We start from the raw sequence: 25,238 nt of genomic DNA on the forward strand, positions 1-25,238 counted from the left end.
GGTGTGTGGTCCGATTCCGTGTGGTGGGAGAGGTCATCTCCAGGCTAGGCCGCCGGGGCGTTCCCGCCGCCTGCCCGCGGATGTGGGTTCCGTCGCAGCCGGGCGGTGCTCGGTGAGCCAGCCGACGGCGAAGGCGACCGCTTCCCGCAGGGAGAACAGCCTGGCGGTCGCCGATCCCACACGCCCGACGGTGACCGCGCCGGTGGCCTCGAACTCGGCGCCCAACCGGGGGAAGTCGCTCTCGTCCAGGGCCACACCGGTGTAGGTGATCCACTCCCGTCGCCCCTCGGAGTTCCGGATCGCGCATGAAGAGGCTTCCGTCCTCGGTCGAGGGATCCGGTACTCCGCCAGGTGGAAGCAGGTGCAGGAGTCGTAGCCGGTACCCAGCAACAGCACTCGCGCGTCGGCCCGCTCCATCCTGGCCAGGGGCGAACCCTCTCCAAGCGCTGATGTGATCGGGTGCGGACGCATCAGATGTGCCGCTCGCGGGCCGAGACCGGCGAAGGAGGTCTGCGGATGGTCGCTGCGCACCGCGCCGGGCCAGGTCCGGACCCGTTCGGGGATACGGCCCATATAGGAACTGGGCGTGATGGCGGGGTCGAAGGCGGGTGCCTCGGCGCGGATCGTCTCCCACCAGGCCTTCGGTACCGGAGGATTCACCCAGCTGGCGGGATCCGTGTTCCCCATGGTCTGTGTGGGCACCACCAGGTTCCCCGTGGGCCCCACCGCGTCCAGAAGCGCCCGGACCACCGCCTGTTCGGCCCCGCACACCCACCCCAGAGAGCGCAGGGAACTGTGGACCAGAAGGGTGTCACCGTGCCTCACCCCCAGGTGCGCGAGGTGCATTGAGAGGGAGGCCGCCGTACGCGGCCCGTCCGACAGAGAAGGGGGTGTGGACACGAGAGCGCTCCTGTGCTGGTGGACACGGGGGACTCCCGCCATTTTCCAGCGCGTTCCGCCACGAGGCCAGCCAGTTTCGGCTGTGCCAGATACGATCACCGTGAACCTGAGCCATCCCGAATATCAAGCGGAGATAACGGCCCGCGTTGATGCAGGTCATTAACTGTGAGCCCCGCGCACGCGGGGATGGACCGCAGTCGGGCGCCACCGCCGCCCGCGCCGGTCTGTGAGCCCCGCGCACGCGGGGACGGACCGAGCCGGACCAAACTCCCTTCCACCGTTTCCCCGTGAGCCTCCGATGGGCGGGGCTAGTCGAGGACTCGCATGACCAGGCCCGTGCGGGGTTTGGGGCCGAAGGACGTGGACTTGCGGGGGGTGAGTTCGCCCCGGTCGGCCACAGCGTAGACCTCCTCCACGCGGAGCGGGGGGACGATCACCGCCGTGCCCTTCTCGTCGCGGGCGGCGGCCGCGGCCTCGGCCGGGTCGTCGTGGACCATCCGCACGTGCTCCTCGGGGAAGTGCCACAGCGGCAGGAGCACCTCGTGCAGGGCGGCCGTGGCCAGGTGGCGCCAGTCGGGGGAGTGGTCGGGCATCGCCTCCTGGAGCACGGTTTCGTCGAACCCGCTCACCAGGTGGGCGTCTCCCTCGGCCGACACCAGGAGCAGGGCCGGGGCCTCTCTTCGCTCCAGGAGTGCGGGGTCGGCCTCGGTGACCGGTTCCACCGTGGCCACGGTCGCGGCGGCGGCCAGGGCCGCGGCGGTGTCCAGGCCGGGCAGCACGCGGTGGATCGCGCCCAGCTGGGGCGGGTGCGCGTCGCTGTCCACGAGCAGGGCCAGACCGTGGCCCCAGCCGGGGTCGGCCTTCTCCTGGCGCAGTTGGCGGTAGGCGGCGTAGCGGTGGTGACCGTCAGCGATCAGCGCGGAGCGACCGGCCAGGTCGTCGGTGATCTCCCGTTGGACCCGGGGGTCGGTGACCGCCCACAGCCGGTGTTCGGAGCCGTCACGGGTCCGCGTGGAGACCAGGGGCTCACGTGTGGTGGTGGCTTCGGTGGCCGCTGAGGCCGCGCCGTCCGCGCCCCGGTACACCAGGAAGATGGGTTCGAGGTTGGCGCGGGCCACCTCCATGAGGCGGAAGCGGTCGCGTACCGGGGGCTCGGCCACGTCCTCGTGCGGGCGCACGGCGGGGTCGGGGCCCTCGTCGGGCAGCCCCAGCGCGCCCACCAGTCCCCGTTGGGTCCGGCCGTCGGCGGTGACCTGCTCGTAGACGTAGAGGGCCGGTTCCTCGTCCCGGGCCAGGACCCCGTCGGTGATCCAGCTCCGCAGGAGGTCGGCGGCGGCCCGGTAGCGCCGGGAGGCTGCGTCCTCGGGCGCCTGCCGGGAGAGCTCGAACGGCAGTGTGACCCTCGCCGCGTTGTGGGGGTCGGAGCGTTGCAGTTCGCGGGCCTCGTCCGCGTCGGGGATGTCGTAGGGCGGGGCCAGCAGGCGTGAGATGTCGAAGACGCCGTCGATGAAGCGGTCGACATCGGGGGCCGAGTAGCGCAGTCCGCGGAAGGGGGCCAGGACGAGTGGTTGGCGAGGCATCACAGCAAGGTACCCGTCAGAGCACGCGTCGCAGGCGGAGCATGTCGCCCAGGGTGGCGTCCACCTTGAGCCGCCGGGTGATCAGCGCCACGGCCGGATCCAGGCGGTCCTCGGCCAGGGCCACGAGGTCGTCGCTGGTCACGGTCACCCGGACCTGCGCGCCCGAGGAGGCCTCCAGCGGGCCGGGGGTGACGTCGGTGAGCCCGTCCACGGTCAGGCGCATGTCGAAGGCGGTCTCCAGGTCGGGGACGACCACGCGCACCGTGCGTTCGCGGATGTGTTCACGGCGCCGGTCCAGGGGTTGGGCGAGAATGCGCTCGTTCGCCCGGGCGATGCCGTCGAGGCACGCGTCGATGCTGCTCATGGGCTCATGATGCCCTATCGGTGGGACGTCGTCCGGTGTCCCCGTCCCGTGCGGGCTCCGTGGTTTGCGTGCCACACGCGCCCGGCTCCCGGTAGCGTTGGCGTCGAACCCCCTGGAGCACGAGGCCCCTCCCTCCCCGCGCCCTCCTTCCCTTTCCTCCTGCGGTCCCTTCAAGGAGCACGTCATCATGGTCGTCGACGCGGTACGCACCTATCTGGACGCCGCCAATGGCCTCACCGAACTCTCGCGCAAGCAGGCGGTGGCCGCCGCCAAGACCCTGCTGCGCGCCAACGGGGCCACGCCCTCCGCGGTCCCGGACGGGGAGACGCCGCCGAGGGTGGGGCAGAGCATCCAGACCCTGGCGGGCGAGCTGATCGAGACCAGCCAGGCCAACCGCGCGGCCGTCGCCGAGCTGGTCCGCTCCGAGGTCCGTAGCGCGCTGGAGCAGATGGACATGGTGCCGCGGGCGGAGCACGAGCGGATGGTCCGCCGGGTGGCCGAGCTGGAGCGCCGGATGGCGGCCCGGCACGCGGTGGAGCGGGTCCTGGAGCCCCGGGGCGGAGCCTCCTCGGAGCTGCCCGTGGAGGAGAAGGCCCCCGTGGAGCCCGAGGCCGTGGCGGAGGCTCCGGAGTCCGTGGTTCCGGAGCCCGTAGCTTCGGAGCCCGAGGTTCCGGAGGCAGCCCCGGAGGCCGACAAGGGCGACGGCGAGGCGCGGGAGACCGCCGCCACGGAGGACGGTGACGGTGCGAAGGGCGACGACGCCGGGAACCAGACCTCCGACGGCGCGGCGAAGACCAAACCCAGGACGACGCGGTCACGTTCGACCGCCAAGCGCACCACCAAGGGCAAGGGCGCCAAGAAGTAGAGTCCGTTCCGGGCGCCGGAGCACCGGCGCCCGCGCGGGTGGTCGAAGGGACGGGGAGCGATGGACCCGAGCGAGCAGGCCGAGGCACTGGCGGAGCGGACACTCGGTGCGACCAGGGAACGGTTGGCCGCGCTGGACGAACTGCCCACCCACGAGCACGTGGCGGTCTTCGACACGCTCCAGCAGGAGCTGTCGGGTGTCCTGGGCGCGCTGGGACAGAACGCCCGGGGTTCCCGATAGTGGCCGGAACGGCCGGTACCCTAGGTGACCATGGCAAAACGTAGTCGGCTCGACGCGGAACTGGTCCGCCGAGGTCACGCACGCTCCCGAGGTCACGCCGCCGAGTTGATCGAGGACGGGTACGTCCTGGTCTCCGGCATGGTGGCGTCCAAGGCGGCGACCCAGATCGGCACCGACCAGCCCGTCGTGGTGCGCACACCCTCGGAGGAACCCGCCTACGTGTCCCGGGGCGCGCACAAGCTCATCGGGGCGCTGGACGCCTTCGAGCTGGACGTGAAGGGACGCCGGGCCCTGGACGCCGGGGCGTCCACCGGTGGTTTCACCGACGTCCTTCTGCGGCGCGGGGTGGCGCACGTCACGGCGGTCGACGTCGGTTACGGACAGTTGGCCTGGTCGCTGCGGAGCGACGACCGGGTGCGGGTGATGGAGCGGGTCAACGTCCGCGAGCTCACGCCCGAGATGGTCGGTGAGCCCCGCCCCGACCTGGTCGTCGGGGACCTGTCCTTCATCTCCCTCAAGCTGGTGCTCGGTGCCCTGCGTGAGTCCGTGGCGCCCGACGCCGACTTCTCGATGATGGTCAAGCCCCAGTTCGAGGTGGGCAAGGACCGCGTGGGCGCCGGTGGTGTGGTCCGCGAACCCGAGCTGCGCGCCGAGGCCGTCTCCGACGTGGCCGCGCACGCCCTCACGTGGGGACTGGGCGTCGTCGACGTGACCGCGAGCCCCCTGCCGGGCCCCTCGGGGAACGTCGAGTACTTCCTCTGGATGCGGGCCGGGGCCTCCCCGCTGGACCCGGCCGCGTTGGAGCGCGCGATCCAGGAGGGGCCCTCCTGAGGGCGTGGCCTCCTGTCGCAGGAGTCCGGTAACGTGACCCGGCCGGGTGCGGTCGAGCACCCGGTCAGCACCAGGCTCCCCACGGGGAGGCGAACGTAAGGGGACGGCGATGACCAGCGGACGCAGCGTTCTCCTGCTGGCCCACACCGGCCGGCCGGCGGCCGTGCGCAGTGCCCAGTTGGTCCACGCGCGTCTGAGCGCGGCGGGGCTGACCGTCCGGATGCTCAAGAGCGAGGTCGAGGAACTGGCGGCCTCGGGCTGCGTCCTGTCTCCGGTGGAGCCGGTCGAGGCGGAGGAGGCCGCCCAGGGCGTGGAGCTGGTCATGGTGCTCGGCGGGGACGGAACCCTGCTGCGCGCCGCCGAGCTCGCCCGCCCGGCCGGTGCGCCGCTGCTGGGGGTCAACCTCGGGCACGTGGGCTTCCTGGCCGAGGCCGAACGCGAGGACCTGGGCGCTACGGTGAACAGCGTCGTCAACCGCGACTACGTGGTCGAGGAACGGATGACCCTCGACGTGGCCGTCTTCAACGGCGGCCGGGGCGACGGCGCGCCCCCCGTGCGTTCCTGGGCGCTCAACGAGGCGACCCTGGAGAAGGCCGACTCGCGCCGCATGCTGGAGATGGTCCTGGAGGTGGACGGGCGTCCCCTGTCCAGTTGGGGCTGTGACGGCGTGGTGTGCGCGACCCCCACCGGTTCCACCGCCCACGCCTTCTCCGCCGGGGGGCCGGTCGTGTGGCCGGACGTGGAGGCGCTGCTGGTCGTGCCGATCAGCGCGCACGCCCTGTTCGCCCGGCCCCTGGTGGTCGGGCCCGAGGCCACGGTGGCCCTGGAGGTGCTGCCGGACACCACACCGGGCGTGCTCTGGTGTGACGGACGGCGTATGGTCGAATTGCCCGTGGGAGCACGAATCGAGATCACCCGTGCCGATACGCCGGTCCGGCTGGCCCGGTTGCACCGTGCGCCGTTCACCGACCGGCTGGTGGCCAAGTTCGGCCTCCCGGTCACGGGATGGCGGGGACGGGCCGCGCACGGACGCTGATCCAGCGCCGTCGCAAGCAAAGGGCGTCAACTATCAGGAGAGGGATCGGTGCTCGAAGAAGTCCGAATCCAAGGCCTCGGTGTCATCGACGACGCCGTGTTGGAACTGTCACCGGGTCTGACCGTCGTCACCGGTGAGACCGGCGCGGGCAAGACCATGGTCGTCACCGGGCTGGGACTGCTCTTCGGTGGGCGCGCCGATCCCCAGCGGGTCCGTCCGGGCGCCGAGCGCGCGGTCGTCGAGGGCCGGTTGACCGTGCCCCGGGGCGGCCGGGTGGCCGACCGGGTGCTGGAGGCCGGCGGCGACATCGACGACGACGTCCTGATCCTCACCCGCGCGGTCTCGGCCGAGGGAAGGTCGCGGGCGACCATGGGTGGCCGTTCGGCCCCGGTCAGCCTGCTCGCCTACCTGGCCGACGACCTCGTGGCCGTGCACGGCCAGTCCGACCAGCAGCGTCTGCTGCGGGCGGACCGTCAGCGCTCGTCGCTGGACCGGTTCGCCGGAGACGACCTCGCCAGGGCCATCAAGCGGTACACCACCGCCTACCGGCGCCACCGTGAGGTCTCCGCCGAGCTCGACGAGCTGGTGGAGCGGGCCCGTGAGCGCGCCCAGGAGGCCGACCTCCTGCGGTTCGGCGTGGAGGAGATCGCGGCCGCCGAACCCCAGCCCGGTGAGGACGCCGAGCTGCTCGCGGAGGAGACGCGGCTGGCGCACGCCGACGGCCTGCGGGTGGCCTCGACCACCGCCCACGAGGCGTTGACCGGCGACCCGGCCGCGGCCGAGGTCCAGGCCGACGTGGTGGGGCTGCTGTCGGCGGCCCGCCAGGCGGTGGGCGCCGTGCGCGAGCACGACTCGGAGCTGGCCGCCATCGGGGACCGGTTGGACGAGGCGTCCTACATCCTCACGGACGCCGCCACCGAGCTGGCCTCCTACGCGGAGTCGGTGGACGCGGACCCGGGTCGGCTGGCCGTGATCCAGGAGCGCCGGGCCCTGCTGACCCAGCTCTCCCGCAAGTACGGCGAGACCACGGACCAGGTCCTGGCCTGGGCGGAGACGGCCGCCAAGCGCCTGGGCGAGTTGGAGGGCGACGACGACCGGATCGACGGTCTGCGCGCCGAGGCCGAGGAACTGTACGCGCGGATGGACGAGGCCGCCGCCGAGCTGACCGAGATCCGGACCGGGGCCGCTGAGCGGTTCGGCGCTGCGGTCACCGAGGAGCTGACCGCGCTGGCCATGCCGCACGCGCGGGTGAGCGTGCGCATCACCACGGGCGAGGAGTTCGGGCAGCACGGGCGCGACGAGGTCGAGCTCCTGCTGGCCCCGCACCCGAGTTCGCCGCCGCTGGCCCTGCACAAGGGCGCCTCGGGTGGTGAGCTGTCCCGGGTGATGCTGGCGATCGAGGTGGTCTTCGCCGGGGCGGACCCGGTGCCGACGTTCGTGTTCGACGAGGTGGACGCCGGTGTCGGCGGCAAGGCCGCCGTGGAGATCGGCCGACGGCTGGCCCGTCTGGCCAGATTGGCCCAGGTGATCGTGGTCACCCACCTCCCGCAGGTGGCGGCCTTCGCGGACGCGCACCTGGTGGTGGAGAAGTCCACCGAGGGCCTGGTGACGGAGAGCGGCGTGGTCCGGCTGGACCGGGACGGGCGCGTGCGTGAGCTCTCGCGGATGCTCGCCGGTCTGGAGGACTCCGAGCTGGGCCGGGCGCACGCGGAGGAACTGATGGACAACGCCGATCCGGACCGCGCCTACCCGGCTGGCTGACCCGGACTCGGTGACGAGCCCTCGCGGTGCCCGTACCTGAGGGGTGCGGGCACCGTCCGCGTTACACCATGGGTCGATTTGCCCAGAAAACGCCGACCGGCCGCCTGTAGTAACTTACGGTGATCGAGTTCTGACAGTATGCCACCGATGAAGGTATCGGATGCGCTCAGAGCCACAATGCGATTCCGCCGTTCGCGGGCGGAAGCCCCCTTCGGGCTGGTCGCGCCCGTCCGTTCGGACCGCCGCACCAAGAACCTGACCAAACGGCTGCGACCCGGCGACATCGCCGTGATCGACCACGTCGACCTGGACCGGGTCAGTGCCGAGGCCCTGGTGGGCTGCGGGGTCTCGGCGGTGCTCAACGTCGCGCGCAGTATCAGCGGACGCTACCCCAACCAGGGGCCCGAGATGATCGTGGCCGCCGGTATCCCCCTGGTGGACGACGTCGACCCCGAGATCCTGACGCGGGTCCGCGACGGGGAACGCCTACGGCTGGAGGGCGCCACCCTCTACCGGGGCGACGAGGTGGTCGCCCGGGGCACCCGCCAGGACAAGGAGGGCGTGGCCGCCGCCATGGCCGAGGCCCGCGCCGGGCTCGCCACACAGCTGGAGGCCTTCGCGGCCAACACCATGGCCTACCTCCAGCGCGAACGCGACCTCCTGCTGGACGGCATCGGCATCCCCGTGATCGGCACCTCCATGGAGGGGCGCCACGTCCTGATCGTCGTGCGCGGCTACCACTACCGCGAGGACATCGTCGCCCTGCGGCCCTACATCCGCGAGTTCCGGCCGGTCATCATCGCCGTGGACGGGGGAGCCGACGCGGTGATGGAGGCCGGGTACCGGCCCGACATCATCGTCGGGGACTTCGACTCCGTCTCCGACCAGGCCCTGACCAGCGGCGCCGAACTCGTGGTGCACGCCTACCGCGACGGTCGCGCCCCCGGACTCCAGCGCCTGACCGACCTCGGCCACGAGGCGGTGGTCTTCCCCGCGACCGGCACCAGCGAGGACGTGGCGATGATGCTCGCCGACGGCTCGGGTGCCAGCCTCATCGTCGCCGTGGGCACCCACGCCACCCTGGAGGAGTTCCTCGACAAGGGGCGTTCGGGCATGGCGAGCACCTTCCTCACCCGCCTGCGGGTGGGCGGGAAGCTGGTGGACGCCAAGGGCGTGAGCCGCCTCTACCGCTCCCGCATCTCTCCGTGGGCACTGCTCGGCCTGGTGGCCGCGTGCCTGCTCACCATCCTGGTCGCCGCCTACAGCTCACCGGCCGGGCAGGTCTATCTCACCTTTCTCGCGGCGCGCTGGGACGCGTTCGTCTACTGGATGACGGGGCTGTTCACGTGATCGACTTCCGCTATCACCTCGTTTCCATCGTCGCGGTGTTCCTCGCGCTCACCGTCGGCCTGGTCCTGGGCACCACGATGCTCCAGGACCCCCTGCTCAACACCCTTCAGTCCGAGACCGCCGACCTGCGCGGGCAGAGCGAGGAGCTGCGCGCCGAGCGCGACGACTCCGAACAGCTCAACAGCGGGGCGGACCAGTTCACCGACGCCGTCGCCGCCGACGTCCTGGAGGACCGGCTGCTCGACCGCGAGGTGGTCCTGGTCGCGGCGCCCGGCGCCGACGAGGAGGTCGTGCAGTCCCTGGGCGGCCGCGTCGAGGAGGCGGGCGGAGCGGTCGTCGGCCGACTCCTGTTCGAGGACGCCTTCCTGGACAGCGGGAGCGCCACCTTCGTCGACGAACTCGCCCTCCAGGTCGCGGCCGACCCCGGCGACCTCTCCGGCAACCCCTACGACAAGGCCGGAACCGCGCTGGGACACGCGCTGGCGGTCCCGTCAGAGTCCGAGTCCGGGACCGAGAACACCGAGGACGCCGAGGAGTCCGAGGACGGGGACGAGGATCGGACCGACGACACCGAGGGTGACGCCGAGAGCGAGGGCCGAAGCGAGGGTGACGGTGACCGGGGCACCGGCCACGACGCGGCCGCCGTCCTGTCCGCCTTCTCCGAGGGCGGACTCCTCACGGTCGAGGGTTCCCCTGCGGAGTCGGCCGACACCGTGATGGTGGTGGCCCCGGCCGCCAACGCCCCCGAAGAGGACCAGGAACGCGTCAACACCGCCCTGACCAGCCTCACCGCCGCCCTCCACCAGCAGGTCGGCCCCACGGTCCTCGCCGGGGGAGCCGACTCCGGCCGTCCGGGCGGTCTGATCGCCCAGGCACGGGCGCAGGAACGGACCCACGCCACCGTGGACGTGGTCGGGCGTCCCACCGGCGACGTGGTCGCCGTCCTCGCCCTGGCCGACTCCCTCGGCGGTTCCGGCTCCGCGTACGGCATCGGTGAGGGCGTGGTCGGCTTCCTGCCCGACCCGCTGCCCGGGCCGGTCGAGACCGCCGAGACGGGGGCCGAAGCGGAGGCCGACGCCGAGGCGGCCGCCGAGTCCGGCAACGACGAGGCCCGTCGCAGGGCGCCCCGGAGCGGAGAGTGAGGCCCGCGCGCACCGCCCCGGCGGCACCCCGGACCTCCGCGGTCTCCCAGGTGGTCCGGGGGCTGACCGGCGCCGCCCTCGGTGCTCTCGCCGCCCGCTCCGCCTACACGCTGCTCAACCGGGACGGCGACCGTTCCCCGGCCTGGGAACGCGTCAACTTCCGGGGTCGTACCGTCACCCTCCAGGAGGGCCCCGCCCTCGCCTCGGGCGTCTGCGTCGCCTGCGTGCTCGCCCCCGGCCTCACCCCGCGCGTGCGCGCCGCCGCCTCCCTGGCCGCCGCGTCCTCGGCGGCCTTCGGCGCCTACGACGACCTGGCCGGGAACGCGCGCGCCAAGGGACTGCGCGGACACCTGGGCGCGCTGGCACACGGGGAGGTCACCACCGGGGCGGTCAAGATGGCCGGGATCGGCGTCACGGGGCTGGCCGCCGCGTACCTGCTGCGCCGCGGACCGTTGGACACCCTGGTGGACGGCGCCCTGATCGCGGCCAGCGCCAACCTGGTCAACCTCTTCGACCTCCGCCCCGGACGGGCCGTGAAGTTCGCGCTGCTCGCCTCGGCGCCCGCGCTGGCCTCCCCGGCCGCGCCCCTGGTGGGCCCGGTGCTGGGCGCCTCGGCCGCGCTGCTCCCCGACGACCTGGCCGAACGCTCGATGCTCGGTGACGCCGGGGCGAACGCCCTCGGTGCCGCCCTGGGCGTGGCCGCCGCCGCCCGCGCGCCGCGACCGGTCCGCCTGGCCCTGCTCGGCGCCGTGGTCGGCCTGACCCTCGCCAGCGAGCGCACCAGCTTCTCCCAGGTGATCGAGCGCGTGCCCCTGCTGAACCGGCTGGACCGGTGGGGACGCGCGGACTCCGGAGCCCACGGGACCGGTCACCCCACCGCCGACCACCCGACCGGAGCCCCCGTGCCGAACGGAACCGGGCGGGGGAGCACGGCCCGAGACGGATCGGAGCCCGTGCCGCGCGCGCGGCGCTCCACCGCCTCACCCGCTCCGGGGTGACACGCGGGGTCGCCACGGCGGCGGCGCTCATCGCGGTGGTCACCGTGGGCGCCCGCCTGGCCGGGTTCGGCCGCACCGTCGTCTTCTCCCAGACCGTGGGCGACACCTGTCTGGGCACCGCCTACGTCACTGCCAACCAGCTCCCCGCCGTGCTGTTCGAGATCGTCATCGGCGGCGCCCTGACCGCCATGGTCGTCCCGGTCCTGGCCGCCTCGGTGCGGCGCGGCGACCACGAGCAGGTCCGGCACACCGCCTCGGCGCTGGTCACCTGGGTGCTGCTGCTCTCCCTGCCGTTGGCCGCGCTGCTGGCCCTGGTCTCGGTCCCGGCGATGACCCTGCTGCTGGGTGCCGGGGTCGGCTGCGACCGCCTGGCCCTGGTCGGCCTGGCCGCCCGCATGCTGGTGGTGTTCGCGCCGCAGATCGTCTTCTACGGGCTCGCGGCGGTGCTCTACGGCGTGCTCCAGTCCCATCGCCGGTTCCTGGCCCCGGCGCTGGCGCCCCTGGTGTCCAGCCTCGTGGTCATCGCCGCCTACCTCGTGTTCGTGCCCCTGGGCACCGACCACCGGCAGGACCTCGACGCCCTGCCGGTCTCCGCCGAACTGGTGCTCTCCCTGGGCACGACCGCCGGGGTGGTGGCCCTCTTCCTCACGGTGCTGGGCCCGGCCTGGGGGCTCAGGCTGCGCCTGCGCCCCCGCCTGACCTTCCCCCCGGGCGTGGGGGAGCGGGTGCGCGCCCTGGCCCTGGCCTCCCTGCTGCCGCTGGTGGCGATGCAGGTGAGCCTGCTGCTCTCGGTGGCCCTGGCCAACTGGGGCGGGGGAGCGGGCGCCTCCGTGCTCTACAGCTACGCGTGGGCGCTGTTCACCCTGCCCTACGGGGTGATCGCCGTTCCCATCGCGACCAGCGCGTTCACCGCTCTGGCGGTGGCCGACGCCGAGGGGGACCGGGCCGGGTTCGACCGGCTGCTGTCGGGCAGCGCGCGGGCCTGCGTGGTGATCACGGCGGGGGTGGGGACGGCCCTGGCTGCGGCGGCCGGACCACTGGCGGCGGTCTTCGCGCAGGTGGAACCGGCCCCGCTGGAACGCGCGCTGCTGACGTACGCCCCGGGGGTGGTGGGGTTCGGTCTGGTGGCACTGTTCAGCCGGGCGCTGTACGCCTCCCACCACGGGCGCTCCGCCGCCACCGCGCAGATCGTGGGCTGGCTGGTGGTGATGGCTTGTGCCGTGGGGCTGGTGTGGTCGCTGCCGCCGGGGTGGTCCATCGCCGGGCTGGGCGCGGCGAGCACCACGGGGCTCAGCCTGGCCGCCGCCCTGCTGTGCGCCGGGGTCGTGCGGGTCCACGGAAGCGGCGCGCTGACCGGGCTGCGCCGGTCCCTGTGCGCGGCACTGGTCGCGGGCGGCGCGGGGTGGCTGGCCGGTCGGGGGACGGCCACGGAGCTGGTCCGGGTCCTGGGGGACGGGATCGGCTGGACGGTGCTCGTCGCCGTCGCGGCGGGGTGCGCGGCGATGGCGGTCTTCGGCGGGGTGGCGGTCCTGGTGGACCGCTCCGCGCTGCGCACGGTGGCGGACCGTGCTCGGAACATTCGCGAACGAGGGAGGGGAACACGGTGAACGGCAGGATCGCGTTGGTCGTGGGGACGGTCAGCGGCGGGGTGGGTCGCCACGTGCGCTCACTGGGTGAGGGGCTGGTGGCCCGGGGGTACCGCGTGGCGGTGCTCGGGCCGCCCTCGGCCGACCGCGAGTTCGGGTTCACGTCACTGGGCATGCGCTTCTCCCCGGTCCCGATCGGGCCCTCGCCCTCCCTGGGCGACCCCGGGGTGGTGCTGCGGCTGAACGCGTCGCTGCGCGGTGCGGACGTGGTGCACGCGCACGGCCTCCGGGCCGGGGCCCTGTGCGCCCTGGCGGGGGCGCGGCCGCTGGTGGTCACCGCGCACAACGCCCCGCCCGTGGTCGGCGGGGTCCTGGGCACGGTCTACCCGGTATTGGAGCGGATCGTGGCCCACCGCGCGCAGGTGGTTCTGGGGGTCTCCGGCGACCTCGTCCGCAGACTCTCGGAGGCGGGGGCGAAGGACGCCCGGATGGCGGTGGTGGCGGCCCCGGAGACGGGCAGGCCCCTGAAGGGGCGGGCGGAGACCCGCGCCGACCTGGCGGTGGAGTCCGACCGACCGCTGCTGCTGACGGTGGCCCGGCTCGCCGAACAGAAGGGGCTGGACACCCTGCTGGCGGCGACACCGGCGATCGCGGACCGGAGCCCCGAGCCCGTGGTGGCCATCGCGGGGGACGGGCCGCTCTGGGGTGAACTACACGACACCGCCGCCGGGATACGGGGCGACGTGCGCATGCTCGGGCACCGGGCCGACGTGGCGGACCTGCTCGCGGCGGCCGACGTGTTCTGTCTCACGAGCCAGTGGGAGGGGCCCTCGCTGGTCATCATGGAGGCGCTGCGGGCCGGCCTGCCGGTGGTCTCCACCCGTGTGGGCGGCATCCCCGACCTCTACTCGGGGACGGTCCTGATGGTGCCGCCCGGTGATCCGGCGGCGTTCGCGTCGGCGGTCGGCCGGGTGCTGGACGACCCCGACCTCGCCGCCGACCTGCGGTCCCGCTCCCGGGAGGCCGCCCGGAGGCTGCCCTCGGAGGAGGAGGCGGTGGAGGCGGCGTGCTCGGTGTACAAGTCGGTGGCGCACCGGTGAGCGCGGGGCCCCGCCCCGGCACGCGGCCGGGCACGCGGCCCCGACACGGCGCGCCCGGGGTCCGGACGGCCGCCGCGCGGGATGTCCGACGGGTGCGGAAGACGTGTCTCCGGGGATGGATGGGTACCGCCGCGCGGGTGACTTCCCCAGAGAGGACTTCGATGAGATGCTGAGTACTGGTGCGGATGGCGTAACCTGTTCTGGTGCGCCCTCGGCGCCTGCTTCACCACGTGAGGGGAGTATCCCTGTCGCGGCGGTGCCGTCATCACGGAGTACAACGGCGTGCTCCCGGTTCCGTCGGTTCACGTCCTCGGACGTGAGCGGGAGAGACCTCCGGTTATCTGCTGTGCGTGCAAACTGCTCGCGCGCACCGACCGGAGGAGAATCCGTCAGTGAACGTTCCTTTGTGGGTCTGGGCCGCCACCATCGCGGCCATGGTGCTGATCCTCGCCCTGGACCTGGTGATCGTCGACCACCCGTGGAGTAAGACCAAGGGTCCCAAGGAGTTCGGGATCAAGCAGGCCTCCTGGTGGGCCGTCTTCTACATCGGCATCGCCATCGTGTTCGGCTTCGGGGTCATGTACTTCGGCAACCCGACGGCGGGCGCCGAGTACTTCGCCGGGTTCGTCACCGAGAAGAGCCTGAGCATCGACAACCTCTTCGTGTTCTACCTTCTGATGACCGCGTTCGCGGTTCCGAAGAAGTACCAGCACGAGGTCCTGCTCGTCGGCATCGTCATCGCGATCGTCATGCGCGGCTTCTTCATCGTGCTGGGCGCGCAGGTCATCAACGCCTGGAGTGAGGTCTTCTACCTCTTCGGCGTCTTCCTCATCTACACCGGCTACAAGATCGTCCGCGACCACGTCAAGGGCGACGAGGACGACAAGGACTTCACGCAGACGCCCGTCGTGCGCATGGTGAAGCGCTTCTGGCCGGTGACCGACGACTACCACGGCGCCAAGCTGACCGTGAAGCTCGACGGCCGCCGCCACGTGACCCCGATGCTGCTGGTCATCGTCGCGATCGGCGTCATCGACCTCGTCTTCGCCGTCGACTCGATCCCGGCCATCTTCGGCCTGACGCAGGACGCCTACATCGTCTTCACCGCCAACGCCTTCGCCCTCATGGGCCTGCGCCAGCTGTACTTCCTGCTGGCCGGACTGATGGACCGCCTGGCCTACATCAGCTGGGGCCTGTCCGCGATCATGGTGTTCATCGGCGTGAAGATGATCCTGCACGCGCTCCACGAGAACGGCGTGCACGTCATCGACATCGGCATCGGCACCTCGCTGACCGTGATCCTCGGCATCATGACCGTCACCATCATCGGCAGCCTGGTGAAGTCCGGCATCGACCAGCGCCGCCAGGCCGAGGTCGAGGGCAAGGACCAGGACGCCACGGCCGACCGCTCCTGACCCCGAACCACCCCGTTTCCGGACGTTCCCGGAGTCCGCTCCGGGCAACTGTGGAAACCCGCCTCGTTCGAACGGTTGTTCGTTTATAGTGGTGGTGTCCCGACGCTCACGCGCCGGGGCACCACCATTTTCGCGTGGCGGAAGAAACCGCCCCGGGTGATCGTTAGTGTGGTCGGACGGGGTGTCGTGTCACCACTCCCCGACATCCCCTGAGCGGCCCGTCTCCGGAGCCGCGGCGGCCCGCGGGGGTCCGCGACCGCCTCAACGCGAAGCCATACACGGGTCCACCGACGTCATTCGACGTGGTCCGCGTCCTGTGCGTCAGAGCCGAAGGATGTCTCACTCGATGGTCGAACAACTCGTGGTCCGTGGAGCACGGGAGCACAACCTCAAGGACGTGTCGCTGGACCTGCCGCGCGACTCCATGATCGTGTTCACCGGCCTGTCCGGTTCGGGCAAGTCCTCGCTCGCCTTCGACACGATCTTCGCCGAGGGCCAGCGCCGCTACGTCGAGTCCCTCTCCGCGTACGCCCGCCAGTTCCTTGGTCAGATGGACAAGCCCGACGTGGACTTCATCGAGGGCCTGTCCCCGGCGGTCTCGATCGACCAGAAGTCGACCAGCCGCAACCCGCGGTCCACGGTGGGCACCATCACCGAGGTCTACGACTACCTGCGCCTGCTCTGGGCCCGCGTGGGCGTTCCGCACTGTCCGGAGTGCCACCGCGAGATCGCCCGGCAGACGCCGCAGCAGATCGTCGACCGGGTCATGGAGATGACCGAGGGCACCCGCTTCCAGGTGCTCGCCCCGGTCGTGCGCGGGCGCAAGGGCGAGTACGTCGAGCTCTTCAAGGACCTCCAGTCCAAGGGCTACACGCGCGCCGTTGTCGACGGCCAGGCGGTACGACTGGACGAGGCGCCCAAGCTCGGCCGCTACGACAAGCACGACATCGCCGTCGTCGTGGACCGCCTCAGCGTCAAGCCCGGCGCCAACGGGAGGCTCACCGACTCGGTCGAGACCGCGCTCAAGCTGGCCGGCGGCACCATCGTCCTCGACTTCGTGGACCTGGAGGCCGACGACCCCGAGCGGGAGAAGGTGTTCTCCGAACACCTCTACTGCCCCTACGACGACCTCTCCTTCGAGCAGCTCGAACCGCGCTCCTTCTCCTTCAACGCGCCCTACGGCGCCTGCCCCGACTGCTCCGGCCTGGGCACCCGCATGGAGGTCGACGCGGACCTGCTGGTCCCGGACCCGGAGAAGACCCTGGCCGAGGGCGCCATCGCCCCCTGGTCGGGCGGGCCCAACGGCGGCTACTGGGAACGCATCCTCAAGGCGCTGGGCGAGGCCGTGGGGTTCGACACCGACACCTCCTGGGAGCGGCTGCCGCGCCGCGCGCGCAAGGCGATCCTGGAGGGCCACGACACCCAGGTCCACGTCAGCTACCGCAACCGGTACGGGCGCAACCGCTCGTACTACACCGAGTTCGAGGGCGTGATCCCCTGGGTGAAGCGCCGCCACTCCGAGGTGGAGAGCGACCACACCCGCGAGCGCCTGGAGGGTTACATGCGCTCGGTGCCCTGCCCCACCTGTGACGGCACCCGGCTCAAGCCGGTCGTCCTCGCGGTGACGGTGGGCGGCAAATCCATCGCGGACGTGGCCTCCATGGCGCTCGGTGAGAGCGCCGCCTTCCTGGCCGGGCTCCGGCTCTCCGACCGCGACATGGTCATCGCCGCGCAGGTGCTCAAGGAGATCAACGCCCGGCTCGGATTCCTGCTGGACGTGGGTCTGGACTACCTGAGCCTGGCCCGCTCCTCCGGGTCGCTCTCCGGCGGCGAGGCCCAGCGCATCCGGCTGGCCACCCAGATCGGCTCCGGCCTGGTGGGCGTGCTGTACGTCCTGGACGAACCCTCCATCGGCCTGCACCAGCGCGACAACGCCCGGCTGCTGGAGACCCTCCAGAGGCTGCGCGACATCGGCAACACGCTCATCGTGGTCGAGCACGACGAGGACACCATCCGCGCCGCCGACTGGGTCGTGGACATCGGCCCGGGCGCGGGAGAGCACGGCGGGCACGTCGTGGTCACGGGCATCGTGGACGAACTGCTCACCTCGGCCGACTCGCTGACCGGCGACTACCTGGCCGGGCGGCGCGCGATCGAGCTGCCCGCCGAGCGGCGTGCGCTGACCAAGGGCCACGAGCTGGTGGTCCGGGGCGCCCGGGAGAACAACCTGCACGGCATCGACGTGGCGTTCCCGCTGGGCGTGTTCACCGCGGTCACCGGTGTGTCCGGCTCGGGCAAGTCCACCCTGGTCAACGAGATCCTGTACAAGGCCCTGGCCAAGGAGCTCAACGGGGCGCGCGACGTGCCCGGCCGCCACCTGCGGGTGAACGGGATGAACAAGGTCGACAAGGTGGTGCACGTCGACCAGAGCCCGATCGGCCGCACCCCGCGCTCCAACCCGGCCACCTACTCCGGGGTCTTCGACCACGTGCGCAAGCTGTTCGCGCAGACCACCGACGCCAAGACGCGCGGCTACCAGCCCGGCCGGTTCTCGTTCAACGTCAAGGGCGGCCGCTGCGAGGCCTGTTCCGGTGACGGCACGCTCAGGATCGAGATGCAGTTCCTGCCGGACGTGTACGTGCCCTGCGAGGTCTGCCACGGCGCGCGGTACAACCGCGAGACCCTCCAGGTGAAGTACAAGGGCAAGAACATCGCCGAGGTGCTGGACATGCCGATCTCGGAGGCCCTGGAGTTCTTCGAGCCGGTCAACGCGATCCGCCGCCACCTCCAGACGCTGGCCGACGTCGGTCTGGGCTACGTGCGCCTGGGCCAGCCCGCTACGACGCTCTCCGGTGGTGAGGCCCAGCGCGTGAAGCTCGCCGCCGAGCTCCAGCGCCGCTCCACCGGCCGGACCGTGTACGTGCTCGACGAGCCCACCACCGGTCTGCACTTCGAGGACATCCGCAAGCTGCTGGGGGTCCTCAACCGGCTGGCCGACACCGGGAACACGGTGATCGTCATCGAGCACAACCTCGACGTGATCAAGACCGCCGACCACGTCATCGACATGGGTCCCGAGGGTGGTTCCGGCGGTGGCACGCTCGTGGCCGAGGGCACCCCGGAGGAGGTCGCCGCGGTCGCGGAGTCCTACACCGGGCAGTTCCTCGCCAAGATGCTCTGACCCACATTCCGGCGCCCGCACGGTCTCCGTGCGGGCGCCGTGTCATGGGCGGCTCCTCCCTGGGCGGGCGCCGTGATCGGTACAGTCGGAGGTGCCCCGCTCCCCGCCACCCTCGGAGGTCGACCTCTCCCATGAACGCCTCACCGCCCCCGAACGGACACCCCTGGCCGCAGGAGGGTCCGCCCGCTCCGGGACCGGGCGGGGCGTACGCGCCCCAGGGCGTTCCGGTGGACGGGGGTGTCCACCCGCTGGCGTCGTGGTCGTCCCGGGCCGCCGCCCGCTGCATCGACGCGGTCGTGATCGCGCTGCCCGCGCTCCTGGTCAGCGTGGTCCTCACCCTCACCTGGGCCGGATCCCAACTCGTGTTCGGCGGCTCGACCCAGGACATCGAACACCGCTTCTGGTTCATCCTCTGGCCGGTCATGTTCGTGCTCCACACCGCCTACGAGACCTACGCGGTCCACCGCTGGCAACAGACGTACGGCAAGCGCCGGATGGGGATCAAGGTGGCCCCACTGTCCGCCGAGGGCGGGCTCGGCCCGATCCGCCTCTCCGCCGTGACCGTACGAGCGGCCCTGTACGGCTTCCCGATCCTGCTGTTCTTCACCCGGGGCCTCTGGATCGTGCTGATCGCCGTGATGGCGCTGCTGATCGGCGGCATGGCCGCCTGGAACCGGCCGAACCGGCAGGGCCTGCACGACAGGATCGCCGGAACGGTGGTCCTCAACGTGCGGTCGCGGTGAGCCCGGCCAGGCAGGCTGTCCCCATGCTTGGACGACTGCGTGCGGTGACCGTTGACTGCCCCGACCCCGGGGCCCTGGCCGACTTCTACTCCGAACTCCTGGGGCTTCCGGTCACCAGACGTGACCGTGACTGGGCGGGGATCGGTGACGGGACCCGGCCGGTGATCGACTTCCAGCGGGTGGACGATCACCCGGCCCCCGCCTGGCCGGACCCCGAGAGGCCCCAACAGATGCACTTCGAGATCGTGGTCGAGGACATCGACGCCGCCCACGAGCGAGTGCTGGAGCTTGGCGCGCGCCTGCTGGCCGTCTCCGAGGAGCGGCCCGACAACCTGTACCGGGTCTACGCCGACCCGGCCGGTCACCCGTTCTGCCTGGAGTTCACGGCGTGACCACCCGACGGCCAGCGGAGGCGCGTGGCCCGTTCTGGTCTTCGCTGCATGAGTAGCGGTTCCACCTTCCAGCGGCTACGCCCTGCCCTCAGCCGCGCACCCCCGATCGACGCACGGCACCCCCCAAAGAGACACACCGCCCCTGGGCGGGGGCGGTGCTACCAACACCACGCCGAGGGCTTGAGATCCACGCCGTGCTAGGACCAGAAATGATTCCGGCGAACACATTGCCGCGGTCTTGGTCGCTGCTGGCCACGAGTTGTCCGACCGGACATGCCGCGGCACCCTCCAGCGCTTCCGTGGCCTACTGGCGATGCAGGAGGGCGTGGCGGCGTAACAACCGCCCAGACGACATGAGGGCGGGCCCTGTATGTTGAGGTCGTTCTCACACGCGGCCTACTTCGGAGGCTTGGAGTCCCGCGCTTCGTGCATCCACGACAGCGGCGACCGGTCAAGGGCCAACTTCGCGAGCCGCTGCGCGCTGTCAGTCCTCAGTGCGGCGAGGGAAGTGTCGATCCACGCCTGTGTGTCCGTGCCTTGCTCCCGGTACTCCACCGCCTGCAACAAGCATTCGAGCTTGTCGGCATCCTTCGCGCACCGCGCCTCAGCAGACTCCTTCGCCTCGTACTCCGCCTCCGCGCCACCAATGAGCCGGGCCAGCCCCTCTGGCATCCCCGACACCTGGTCCGCCGTCACCTCGGCGTTCGAGGACGCCTTCAGATACCGCTTCCCGATGTACGGGATGTCCGTCAGCCGCGTCTCCTGCGTGTCGTGGAACAGGGCCAAGAAGGCGGCGCGCTCCGGGTTCGCGCCTTCGAGCTCCGCGATGACGGCCGCTGTGAGGGCGGTGCGGTGCGAGTGGTCCGCTATCGACTCCGGCTCCGGGACACCGGCCACCACCCACCCGGTCCGCTTGTAGCGTTTGAGGAGACCCGCCTCGTACAGGAAGTCCAGTGCCCGCACGTCCTGCTGCTGACCCATTCAGGGGACCCTTCTAACGCCGTTGAACCGTCCGAAGAGCGTAGGACACTTCCTCCAGTTCGCGCTTCGACTGGGGCGAGATCGTGGCCTCTGACAGCATCCGGCCAACCGACTCGATGAGGTCGTCCGCGATCTTCTTTGTCAGCAGCCCCGACTTGCGGATGATCAATGCCCACAGGGTGTGGCAGACGACGTCGACGTAGACGTTGTCCGGGGTCAACCGGGCGGCGAGGTGTTTAAGCAGGCGGTCGCCGTGCCACGAGTCGATGTCGAGCTCGACCATGAACGTGTCTGCCAGCTGGGGATCGCTGATCTCCCCGAGCCAGTACGCCCAGTAGTTGAGGTTCGCGATCTCGCAGGCGTCCGTCGAAATGTGGACGTCGATGAACGACGGAGGCGCCTCCTCGTCGCCCGTGCGCGCGAGCGTGTGCGCCCCAGAGCGCACCACCGCCCACGACGGGGTCCATTCCACCTCCGAACCGAGGCGGCGCTGTTCGGCGCGCTGCATCACCGCCAGCCACTCCACGGTTTCCGAGCTCTTGTCGAACCCGGCGACGTAGTGGGCCTGGCGGCGAAGGAGAGCCCCCTTTACGGAGCCCTTCGCGGCCTGCTCCGCAGCAGCCTGGAGGTGGGACACCATGTGGCGGCGTTCGTCCGCGCTCATGTCCGGGCCAGACCCCGATGGGCCACGCCTCCGCAGTGGTGCGACTTCCTTCATCTGGTTCGGGACGTCCCCCGTGAACGGCCACGCCACCAGTTCCGTGAACGGGCGGGTGATCACCCACGTGGCGAGTGGGTGGTTCTCCAGGTCGATCGACCTGTCCGCGGTCATCACGTACCCGAGGAAACGGTCGGCCTCCATCCCGGTGTCCAGCTGCCCGAGGAGCTTCGGTGACGACCCCAGCCGTAGTAGCAGGTGCCTCAGCTTCAGATACGCGCCTGCGGAAATGGCCATGAGCGGGCGGCGCCCCGACTCCCATCCTTGGAGCGTGGACACGTCCACCCGGGCCTTCTCGGCCAACTGTTCCTGGGTGAGGCCGACTGTCTGCCGGATCGTCTTCAGGACGTACCCCGACACCCTCCCTTCCCGCTCCGCGTCAGGCCGTGGGAGCGAACTCTGACCGGCAGTCAGGGTCGAAGACGCGGTGCGCTTGGCCATGGGGCTTCTCCGAGGGGGTGACTCGTACTCCCGGTCCGTGGTCCGGTCGCACGGCGGTCCGTAGCGTCATAGCCACAGTACAGAGCAGCCGATTCCAGGTGAGGCGATGACGGTGAGCGCAGACGATACGGGGTCCGCGTACGAGCGGATCGCAGCGAACCACCCGCGCCCCGCCCCGGCACCCCGAGCTATCCGTGCTCCTGACGGTCCTCGACGGCCTGGGCCTGGTGGTGGCGTGATGGAGGGATCGCGCTGCACCTCCACTGCCCTCGACGCCAGCGGCACGCCGCGCTCGTGCACCCTGACGATCGGGCACGAGGGCGACCACCGTGGGAGGGGACGCCAGCACCTGGCCGGACCCGTGGCGAGTCCGCGCCGACCCCTGAGCTCCTGGAGGAGTCCCTCCGCGCCCACCACGGTGAGCCCACGCCGTCCCGCCCATAGTTCCCACCCTCACCACATGGCACCCACAGCACAGAGAGAGGACCCGACATGGACATTGACATGGGCGACTTCCCGGAGGTCTTGGAGGTCATGGAGAGGCAGCCCCTCCTGGCCGCCCAGCCGGAGGAGGAGATGGTGGCCGTTGTGTCCCCGCCGGAATGGCGGCGCGAGATGACGCCCGCGTAGGAGCACCCGAGTGAGCACGCGAACTCCCGACCCCCTAGCGCCCGTGGAGCTGTTGACTCCGGCCGAGGTCGCCACCATGTTTCGGGTCGACCCCAAGACCGTGACCCGGTGGGCCAAAGCGGGAAAACTCCAATCCATTTGCGCCCTGGGTGGACATCGGCGCTACCGCAGCGACCAGGTCAAGGCCCTTCTGGGCGGCTTCGCCGGCTAAGAGTCAGTCCGACTCCCGCGTGTCAGGTGCCCTCTCCTGGGCCGCGGGTCCCACACCCCTGTAACAGGGAAAGGAGGTGAGACGACATGGACCGCTGCGAGAAGTGCGGTGAGCCCTGCAAGGGCAGGCTCTGCGGTGACTGCAAGGCCCCGAAGTAGTTGGCACTCGGCCGAGTTCCCGCCGAAGTGGCGACACCCCGTGATGACTTCGTGAGATCACTGCATCAGGAGGCACCCCCGTGACGATCACCCGAGAGATCCATATCCCCGAGGCCGCTCCCCCGTTGCGGTTCGTCTGGTTGGAGATCACCGGTAAGTGCCAACTCGCGTGTACGCACTGCTACGCCGACAGCGGCCCCAATGGCGACCACGGCACCATGTACACCGCAGACTGGCGGCGCGTGATCGACGACGTCGCCGACGCCGGGGCCGGACTGGTTCAGTTCATCGGTGGCGAACCCACCTTGCATCCGGACCTGTCCGACCTGATCGGCCACGCCCTCAGCCGTGGGCTGGAGGTCGAGGTGTTCAGCAACCTCGTGCACGTTCCCACCGCGTTGTGGGAGGTGTTCGCGCGCCCCGGGGTGCGGCTGGCCACGTCCTGGTATTCCGACGACCCGGCCGAGCACGAGAAGATCACCAAGCGGCCGACCCACGCGCGCACGCTGGCCAACATCACCGAAGCCCGACGCCGCCACATCCCCCTGCGGGCCGGGGTCATCGGTGTTCTGGAATCCCAGCGCAGCGACCAGGCGCGCGCCCAGCTCGACACCCTCGACCTGGGGGAAGTGCGATACGACGACCTGCGCGGTGTCGGCCGGGGCGCCTCGACCGACGCCGAACCCGACACCTCGGTTCTGTGCGGCCGGTGCGCCCACGGCAACCTGGCCGTGGCCCCGAACGGTGAGGTGTGGCCGTGCGTGTTCACCCGCTGGTTGTCGGTGGGCAACGTGCGGGAACAGTCCTTGAACGAGATCATGACCAGTGAGCGGATGGCGACCGTGGTCGGCCAGCTGCGGGCCGACTTCGCCGCTGGTCCGTGCGTGCCGGACATGTGCGACCCCCAGTGCGGTCCCTCGTGCAGCCCGGCATGTACGCCGACCGGTTGCACTCCGACTGGTGGGTGCGCACCGGACTACAGGTAAGGAATCACGCGTGTTCGTCCAAGGCATCGACCTCCCGACCGGGCTCGACACACCGGACCCGGCCGAGTGGCCCTACTCGGTCCCGGCCGTGGGCGGCCTGCTCTCCGAACCGATGGAGTTCCGAGAGCCGGTGACCTTTCTCGTCGGTGAGAACGGGTCCGGTAAGTCCACGCTCGTGGAAGGAATCGCCGAAGCTTACGGACTGGACGCGCGCGGCGGAAGGGCCGGACGCAAGTACGCCAACAACCGCCCCAAGGGCGTCTTGGGGGAGCGTTTGCGCCTGGACCTGACGCAACGCGGCGCCCGGCAGAAACAGGCCGGGCGTCGCGCCCAGACCGGCTACTTCCTGCGTGCCGAAACCACCTTCGGATTTGCCGAGGCGGTGTCGGGGATGCACGGATACTGGGACGAGAACCTGGCCGAACACTCCCACGGTGAAGGGTTCCTGATCATCCTCCAGACCATGTTCGACAAGCCCGGCCTGTACCTCATGGACGAACCCGAGGCCGCTCTCAGCTTCATGTCGTGCCTGCGCCTGGTCGGACTCATGCACGACCTCGCGCAGTCCGGATCACAGATCATCTGCGCCACGCACAGCCCGATCCTGTCCGCCCTACCAGGCACGGACGTGATCGAGGTCGGAGACCACGGCTCACGCCGCACCACCTGGGCTGATCTGGAGATGGTCGACCACTGGCGCCGCTATATGTCCGACCCCGGCCGGTACCTGCGTCATATCGTCGACCCATGACCACCGCCCAGGACCTGGCCGACCAACGCCACCGCGACCACATGCGAACCCTGCTCGCCCAGGCCACCGAGGAGTTCGGGCTCACCCCGACCGGGGAACCGGTGTTCGGGTGGCGAGACCGCACGGTCGGCGCCCCCGCGCGGGGCCCGCACGGATACCTGTGGGTACGGGTCACCACCGAATTCCCTCGGTGGGCCCAGGGGGAGTCCTGGACCGGCAACGCTGACGCCAACGCACTCACCGGGATTCCCCGCCCCGAGGTCGTCGAGGTCACCGAGTGGGACGACCCACCTCGACGGGTCCGCGCCGAGGCCGCGACCATGCTCCCCGGGGACGTCTGCTCGCCAACGCCCTTCCTCCAGGACCTCCCCGAAGTGGGAGATGGCTGGTGGTCTGACCTGCGTGCTGCCCTCGACCGGCTGGCGGAGCATGACACGACCCGGGTCGCGGTCGACCAGGACACTGTCACGCGGCGCCTGGCCGTGTTCTTCGGTGACGCCATCGACCCGACCGTCACGCACTGGACAACCGCGCACGCTGACCTGCACTGGAACAACCTGCTTGGCCCCAGCCTGGGCGTCTTGGACTGGGAACTCTGGGGAGGCGCCCCGGCCGGACTCGACACGGCCACCCTGTACTGCCACAGTCTCGCCCACCCTGAGACCGCCGAGCAGGTACACCAGGTGTTCGCTGACCAACTCGACACTCCGGACGGAGTGCGCGCCCAGCTCTTCGTCATCGCCCGCCTCCTTCTGCGGATCGAGCACGGAGACGACCCGGCGGTCGCAACCCTGCTGCACCGGCGGGCACGCGAGCTGCTGGGCGGATGAACGACCACGTCGCCCCGCTCCACCTTCACGGTGGAGCGGGGCGACGTC

24 protein-coding genes are annotated in these 25,238 nt (G+C 71.0%); 19 read left to right on the top strand and 5 right to left on the bottom strand.

Annotated elements, in window-relative coordinates; all coding sequences use genetic code 11:
* Positions 1–33 precede the first annotated feature (33 nt).
* From AC0VYL_RS09555 to AC0VYL_RS09565, 3 genes are all read right to left on the bottom strand, one after another.
* Positions 34–846 (bottom strand): AAC(3) family N-acetyltransferase, encoded by an 813-nt coding sequence (locus AC0VYL_RS09555; protein ID WP_475482894.1) that lies wholly within the window; start codon positions 844–846, stop codon positions 34–36.
* Positions 847–1,208: 362 nt separating this feature from the next.
* On the bottom strand, positions 1,209–2,480 hold the full coding sequence (locus AC0VYL_RS09560) for a DUF1015 domain-containing protein (protein WP_475482895.1): 1,272 nt from the start codon (positions 2,478–2,480) through the stop codon (positions 1,209–1,211).
* 16 nt (positions 2,481–2,496) lie between these two features.
* A complete protein-coding gene (locus AC0VYL_RS09565) occupies positions 2,497–2,844 on the bottom strand; it encodes an SCP2 sterol-binding domain-containing protein (RefSeq protein ID WP_475461411.1) in 348 nt (115 codons plus the stop codon).
* 187 nt (positions 2,845–3,031) lie between these two features.
* On the opposite strand from AC0VYL_RS09565, the gene AC0VYL_RS09570 reads away from it, so the two are divergent.
* From AC0VYL_RS09570 to AC0VYL_RS09635, 14 genes are all read left to right on the top strand, one after another.
* A complete protein-coding gene (locus AC0VYL_RS09570; RefSeq protein WP_475482896.1) occupies positions 3,032–3,709 on the top strand; it encodes a coiled-coil domain-containing protein in 678 nt (225 codons plus the stop codon).
* Positions 3,710–3,769: 60 nt separating this feature from the next.
* Positions 3,770–3,949 carry a hypothetical protein gene (locus AC0VYL_RS09575; protein ID WP_378739103.1) on the top strand — a complete coding sequence of 60 codons (180 nt, stop codon included), beginning with the start codon at positions 3,770–3,772 and terminating at the stop codon, positions 3,947–3,949.
* 30 nt (positions 3,950–3,979) lie between these two features.
* Entirely contained in the window at positions 3,980–4,780 is an 801-nt protein-coding gene (locus AC0VYL_RS09580) for a TlyA family RNA methyltransferase (protein ID WP_475482897.1), read from the top strand.
* Positions 4,781–4,889: 109 nt separating this feature from the next.
* Complete coding sequence (locus AC0VYL_RS09585) at positions 4,890–5,816, top strand: NAD kinase (protein WP_475461419.1); 927 nt, start codon at positions 4,890–4,892, stop codon at positions 5,814–5,816.
* A gap of 48 nt (positions 5,817–5,864) precedes the next feature.
* The gene (gene recN / locus AC0VYL_RS09590; protein WP_475461422.1) at positions 5,865–7,577 is read left to right on the top strand and encodes a DNA repair protein RecN; all 1,713 of its coding nucleotides are present in this window, start codon (positions 5,865–5,867) and stop codon (positions 7,575–7,577) included.
* A gap of 177 nt (positions 7,578–7,754) precedes the next feature.
* Complete coding sequence (gene steA, locus AC0VYL_RS09595; RefSeq protein WP_475461425.1) at positions 7,755–8,927, top strand: putative cytokinetic ring protein SteA; 1,173 nt, start codon at positions 7,755–7,757, stop codon at positions 8,925–8,927.
* The gene (locus AC0VYL_RS09600; RefSeq protein ID WP_475482898.1) at positions 8,924–10,069 is read left to right on the top strand and encodes a copper transporter; all 1,146 of its coding nucleotides are present in this window, start codon (positions 8,924–8,926) and stop codon (positions 10,067–10,069) included. Before steA ends, AC0VYL_RS09600 begins: the two co-directional genes overlap by 4 nt.
* Positions 10,066–11,067, top strand: coding sequence for a hypothetical protein (locus tag AC0VYL_RS09605; RefSeq protein ID WP_475482899.1), 1,002 nt, complete (start codon positions 10,066–10,068; stop codon positions 11,065–11,067). Before AC0VYL_RS09600 ends, AC0VYL_RS09605 begins: the two co-directional genes overlap by 4 nt.
* Positions 11,064–12,674 carry a murein biosynthesis integral membrane protein MurJ gene (gene murJ / locus AC0VYL_RS09610; protein ID WP_475482900.1) on the top strand — a complete coding sequence of 537 codons (1,611 nt, stop codon included), beginning with the start codon at positions 11,064–11,066 and terminating at the stop codon, positions 12,672–12,674. The genes AC0VYL_RS09605 and murJ overlap by 4 nt, the downstream gene beginning before the upstream one ends.
* A complete protein-coding gene (locus AC0VYL_RS09615; protein ID WP_475482901.1) occupies positions 12,671–13,753 on the top strand; it encodes a glycosyltransferase family 4 protein in 1,083 nt (360 codons plus the stop codon). The genes murJ and AC0VYL_RS09615 overlap by 4 nt, the downstream gene beginning before the upstream one ends.
* Before the next feature lie 392 nt (positions 13,754–14,145).
* Positions 14,146–15,168: a TerC family protein gene (locus AC0VYL_RS09620; protein WP_475461437.1), complete on the top strand. Its 1,023-nt coding sequence runs from the start codon at positions 14,146–14,148 to the stop codon at positions 15,166–15,168.
* Positions 15,169–15,514: 346 nt separating this feature from the next.
* Positions 15,515–18,349, top strand: coding sequence for an excinuclease ABC subunit UvrA (gene uvrA, locus AC0VYL_RS09625; protein WP_475461439.1), 2,835 nt, complete (start codon positions 15,515–15,517; stop codon positions 18,347–18,349).
* A gap of 131 nt (positions 18,350–18,480) precedes the next feature.
* The gene (locus AC0VYL_RS09630; protein WP_475482902.1) at positions 18,481–19,092 is read left to right on the top strand and encodes an RDD family protein; all 612 of its coding nucleotides are present in this window, start codon (positions 18,481–18,483) and stop codon (positions 19,090–19,092) included.
* 23 nt (positions 19,093–19,115) lie between these two features.
* The gene (locus tag AC0VYL_RS09635) at positions 19,116–19,484 is read left to right on the top strand and encodes a VOC family protein (protein WP_475482903.1); all 369 of its coding nucleotides are present in this window, start codon (positions 19,116–19,118) and stop codon (positions 19,482–19,484) included.
* 396 nt (positions 19,485–19,880) lie between these two features.
* On the opposite strand, the gene AC0VYL_RS09640 is transcribed toward AC0VYL_RS09635, so the two are convergent.
* Positions 19,881–20,465, bottom strand: coding sequence for an HD domain-containing protein (locus AC0VYL_RS09640; RefSeq protein WP_475482904.1), 585 nt, complete (start codon positions 20,463–20,465; stop codon positions 19,881–19,883).
* A 13-nt stretch (positions 20,466–20,478) separates the two neighbouring features.
* Positions 20,479–21,624 (bottom strand): helix-turn-helix domain-containing protein, encoded by a 1,146-nt coding sequence (locus AC0VYL_RS09645; RefSeq protein ID WP_475482905.1) that lies wholly within the window; start codon positions 21,622–21,624, stop codon positions 20,479–20,481.
* A 492-nt stretch (positions 21,625–22,116) separates the two neighbouring features.
* Between AC0VYL_RS09645 and AC0VYL_RS09650 the strand changes: the two genes are divergently transcribed.
* From AC0VYL_RS09650 to AC0VYL_RS09670, 5 genes are all read left to right on the top strand, one after another.
* The gene (locus AC0VYL_RS09650) at positions 22,117–22,254 is read left to right on the top strand and encodes a hypothetical protein (RefSeq protein ID WP_475482906.1); all 138 of its coding nucleotides are present in this window, start codon (positions 22,117–22,119) and stop codon (positions 22,252–22,254) included.
* Positions 22,255–22,264: 10 nt separating this feature from the next.
* A complete protein-coding gene (locus AC0VYL_RS09655; protein ID WP_475482907.1) occupies positions 22,265–22,465 on the top strand; it encodes a BldC family transcriptional regulator in 201 nt (66 codons plus the stop codon).
* Positions 22,466–22,703: 238 nt separating this feature from the next.
* Positions 22,704–23,609, top strand: a complete 906-nt coding sequence (locus tag AC0VYL_RS09660) for a radical SAM/SPASM domain-containing protein (protein ID WP_475482908.1) — start codon at positions 22,704–22,706, stop codon at positions 23,607–23,609.
* A 10-nt stretch (positions 23,610–23,619) separates the two neighbouring features.
* Positions 23,620–24,360: an AAA family ATPase gene (locus AC0VYL_RS09665; RefSeq protein WP_475482909.1), complete on the top strand. Its 741-nt coding sequence runs from the start codon at positions 23,620–23,622 to the stop codon at positions 24,358–24,360.
* Positions 24,357–25,190, top strand: a complete 834-nt coding sequence (locus AC0VYL_RS09670) for an aminoglycoside phosphotransferase (protein ID WP_475482910.1) — start codon at positions 24,357–24,359, stop codon at positions 25,188–25,190. The genes AC0VYL_RS09665 and AC0VYL_RS09670 overlap by 4 nt, the downstream gene beginning before the upstream one ends.
* Positions 25,191–25,238 lie beyond the last annotated feature (48 nt).

This window comes from Nocardiopsis sp. iso_238, assembly GCF_056173325.1.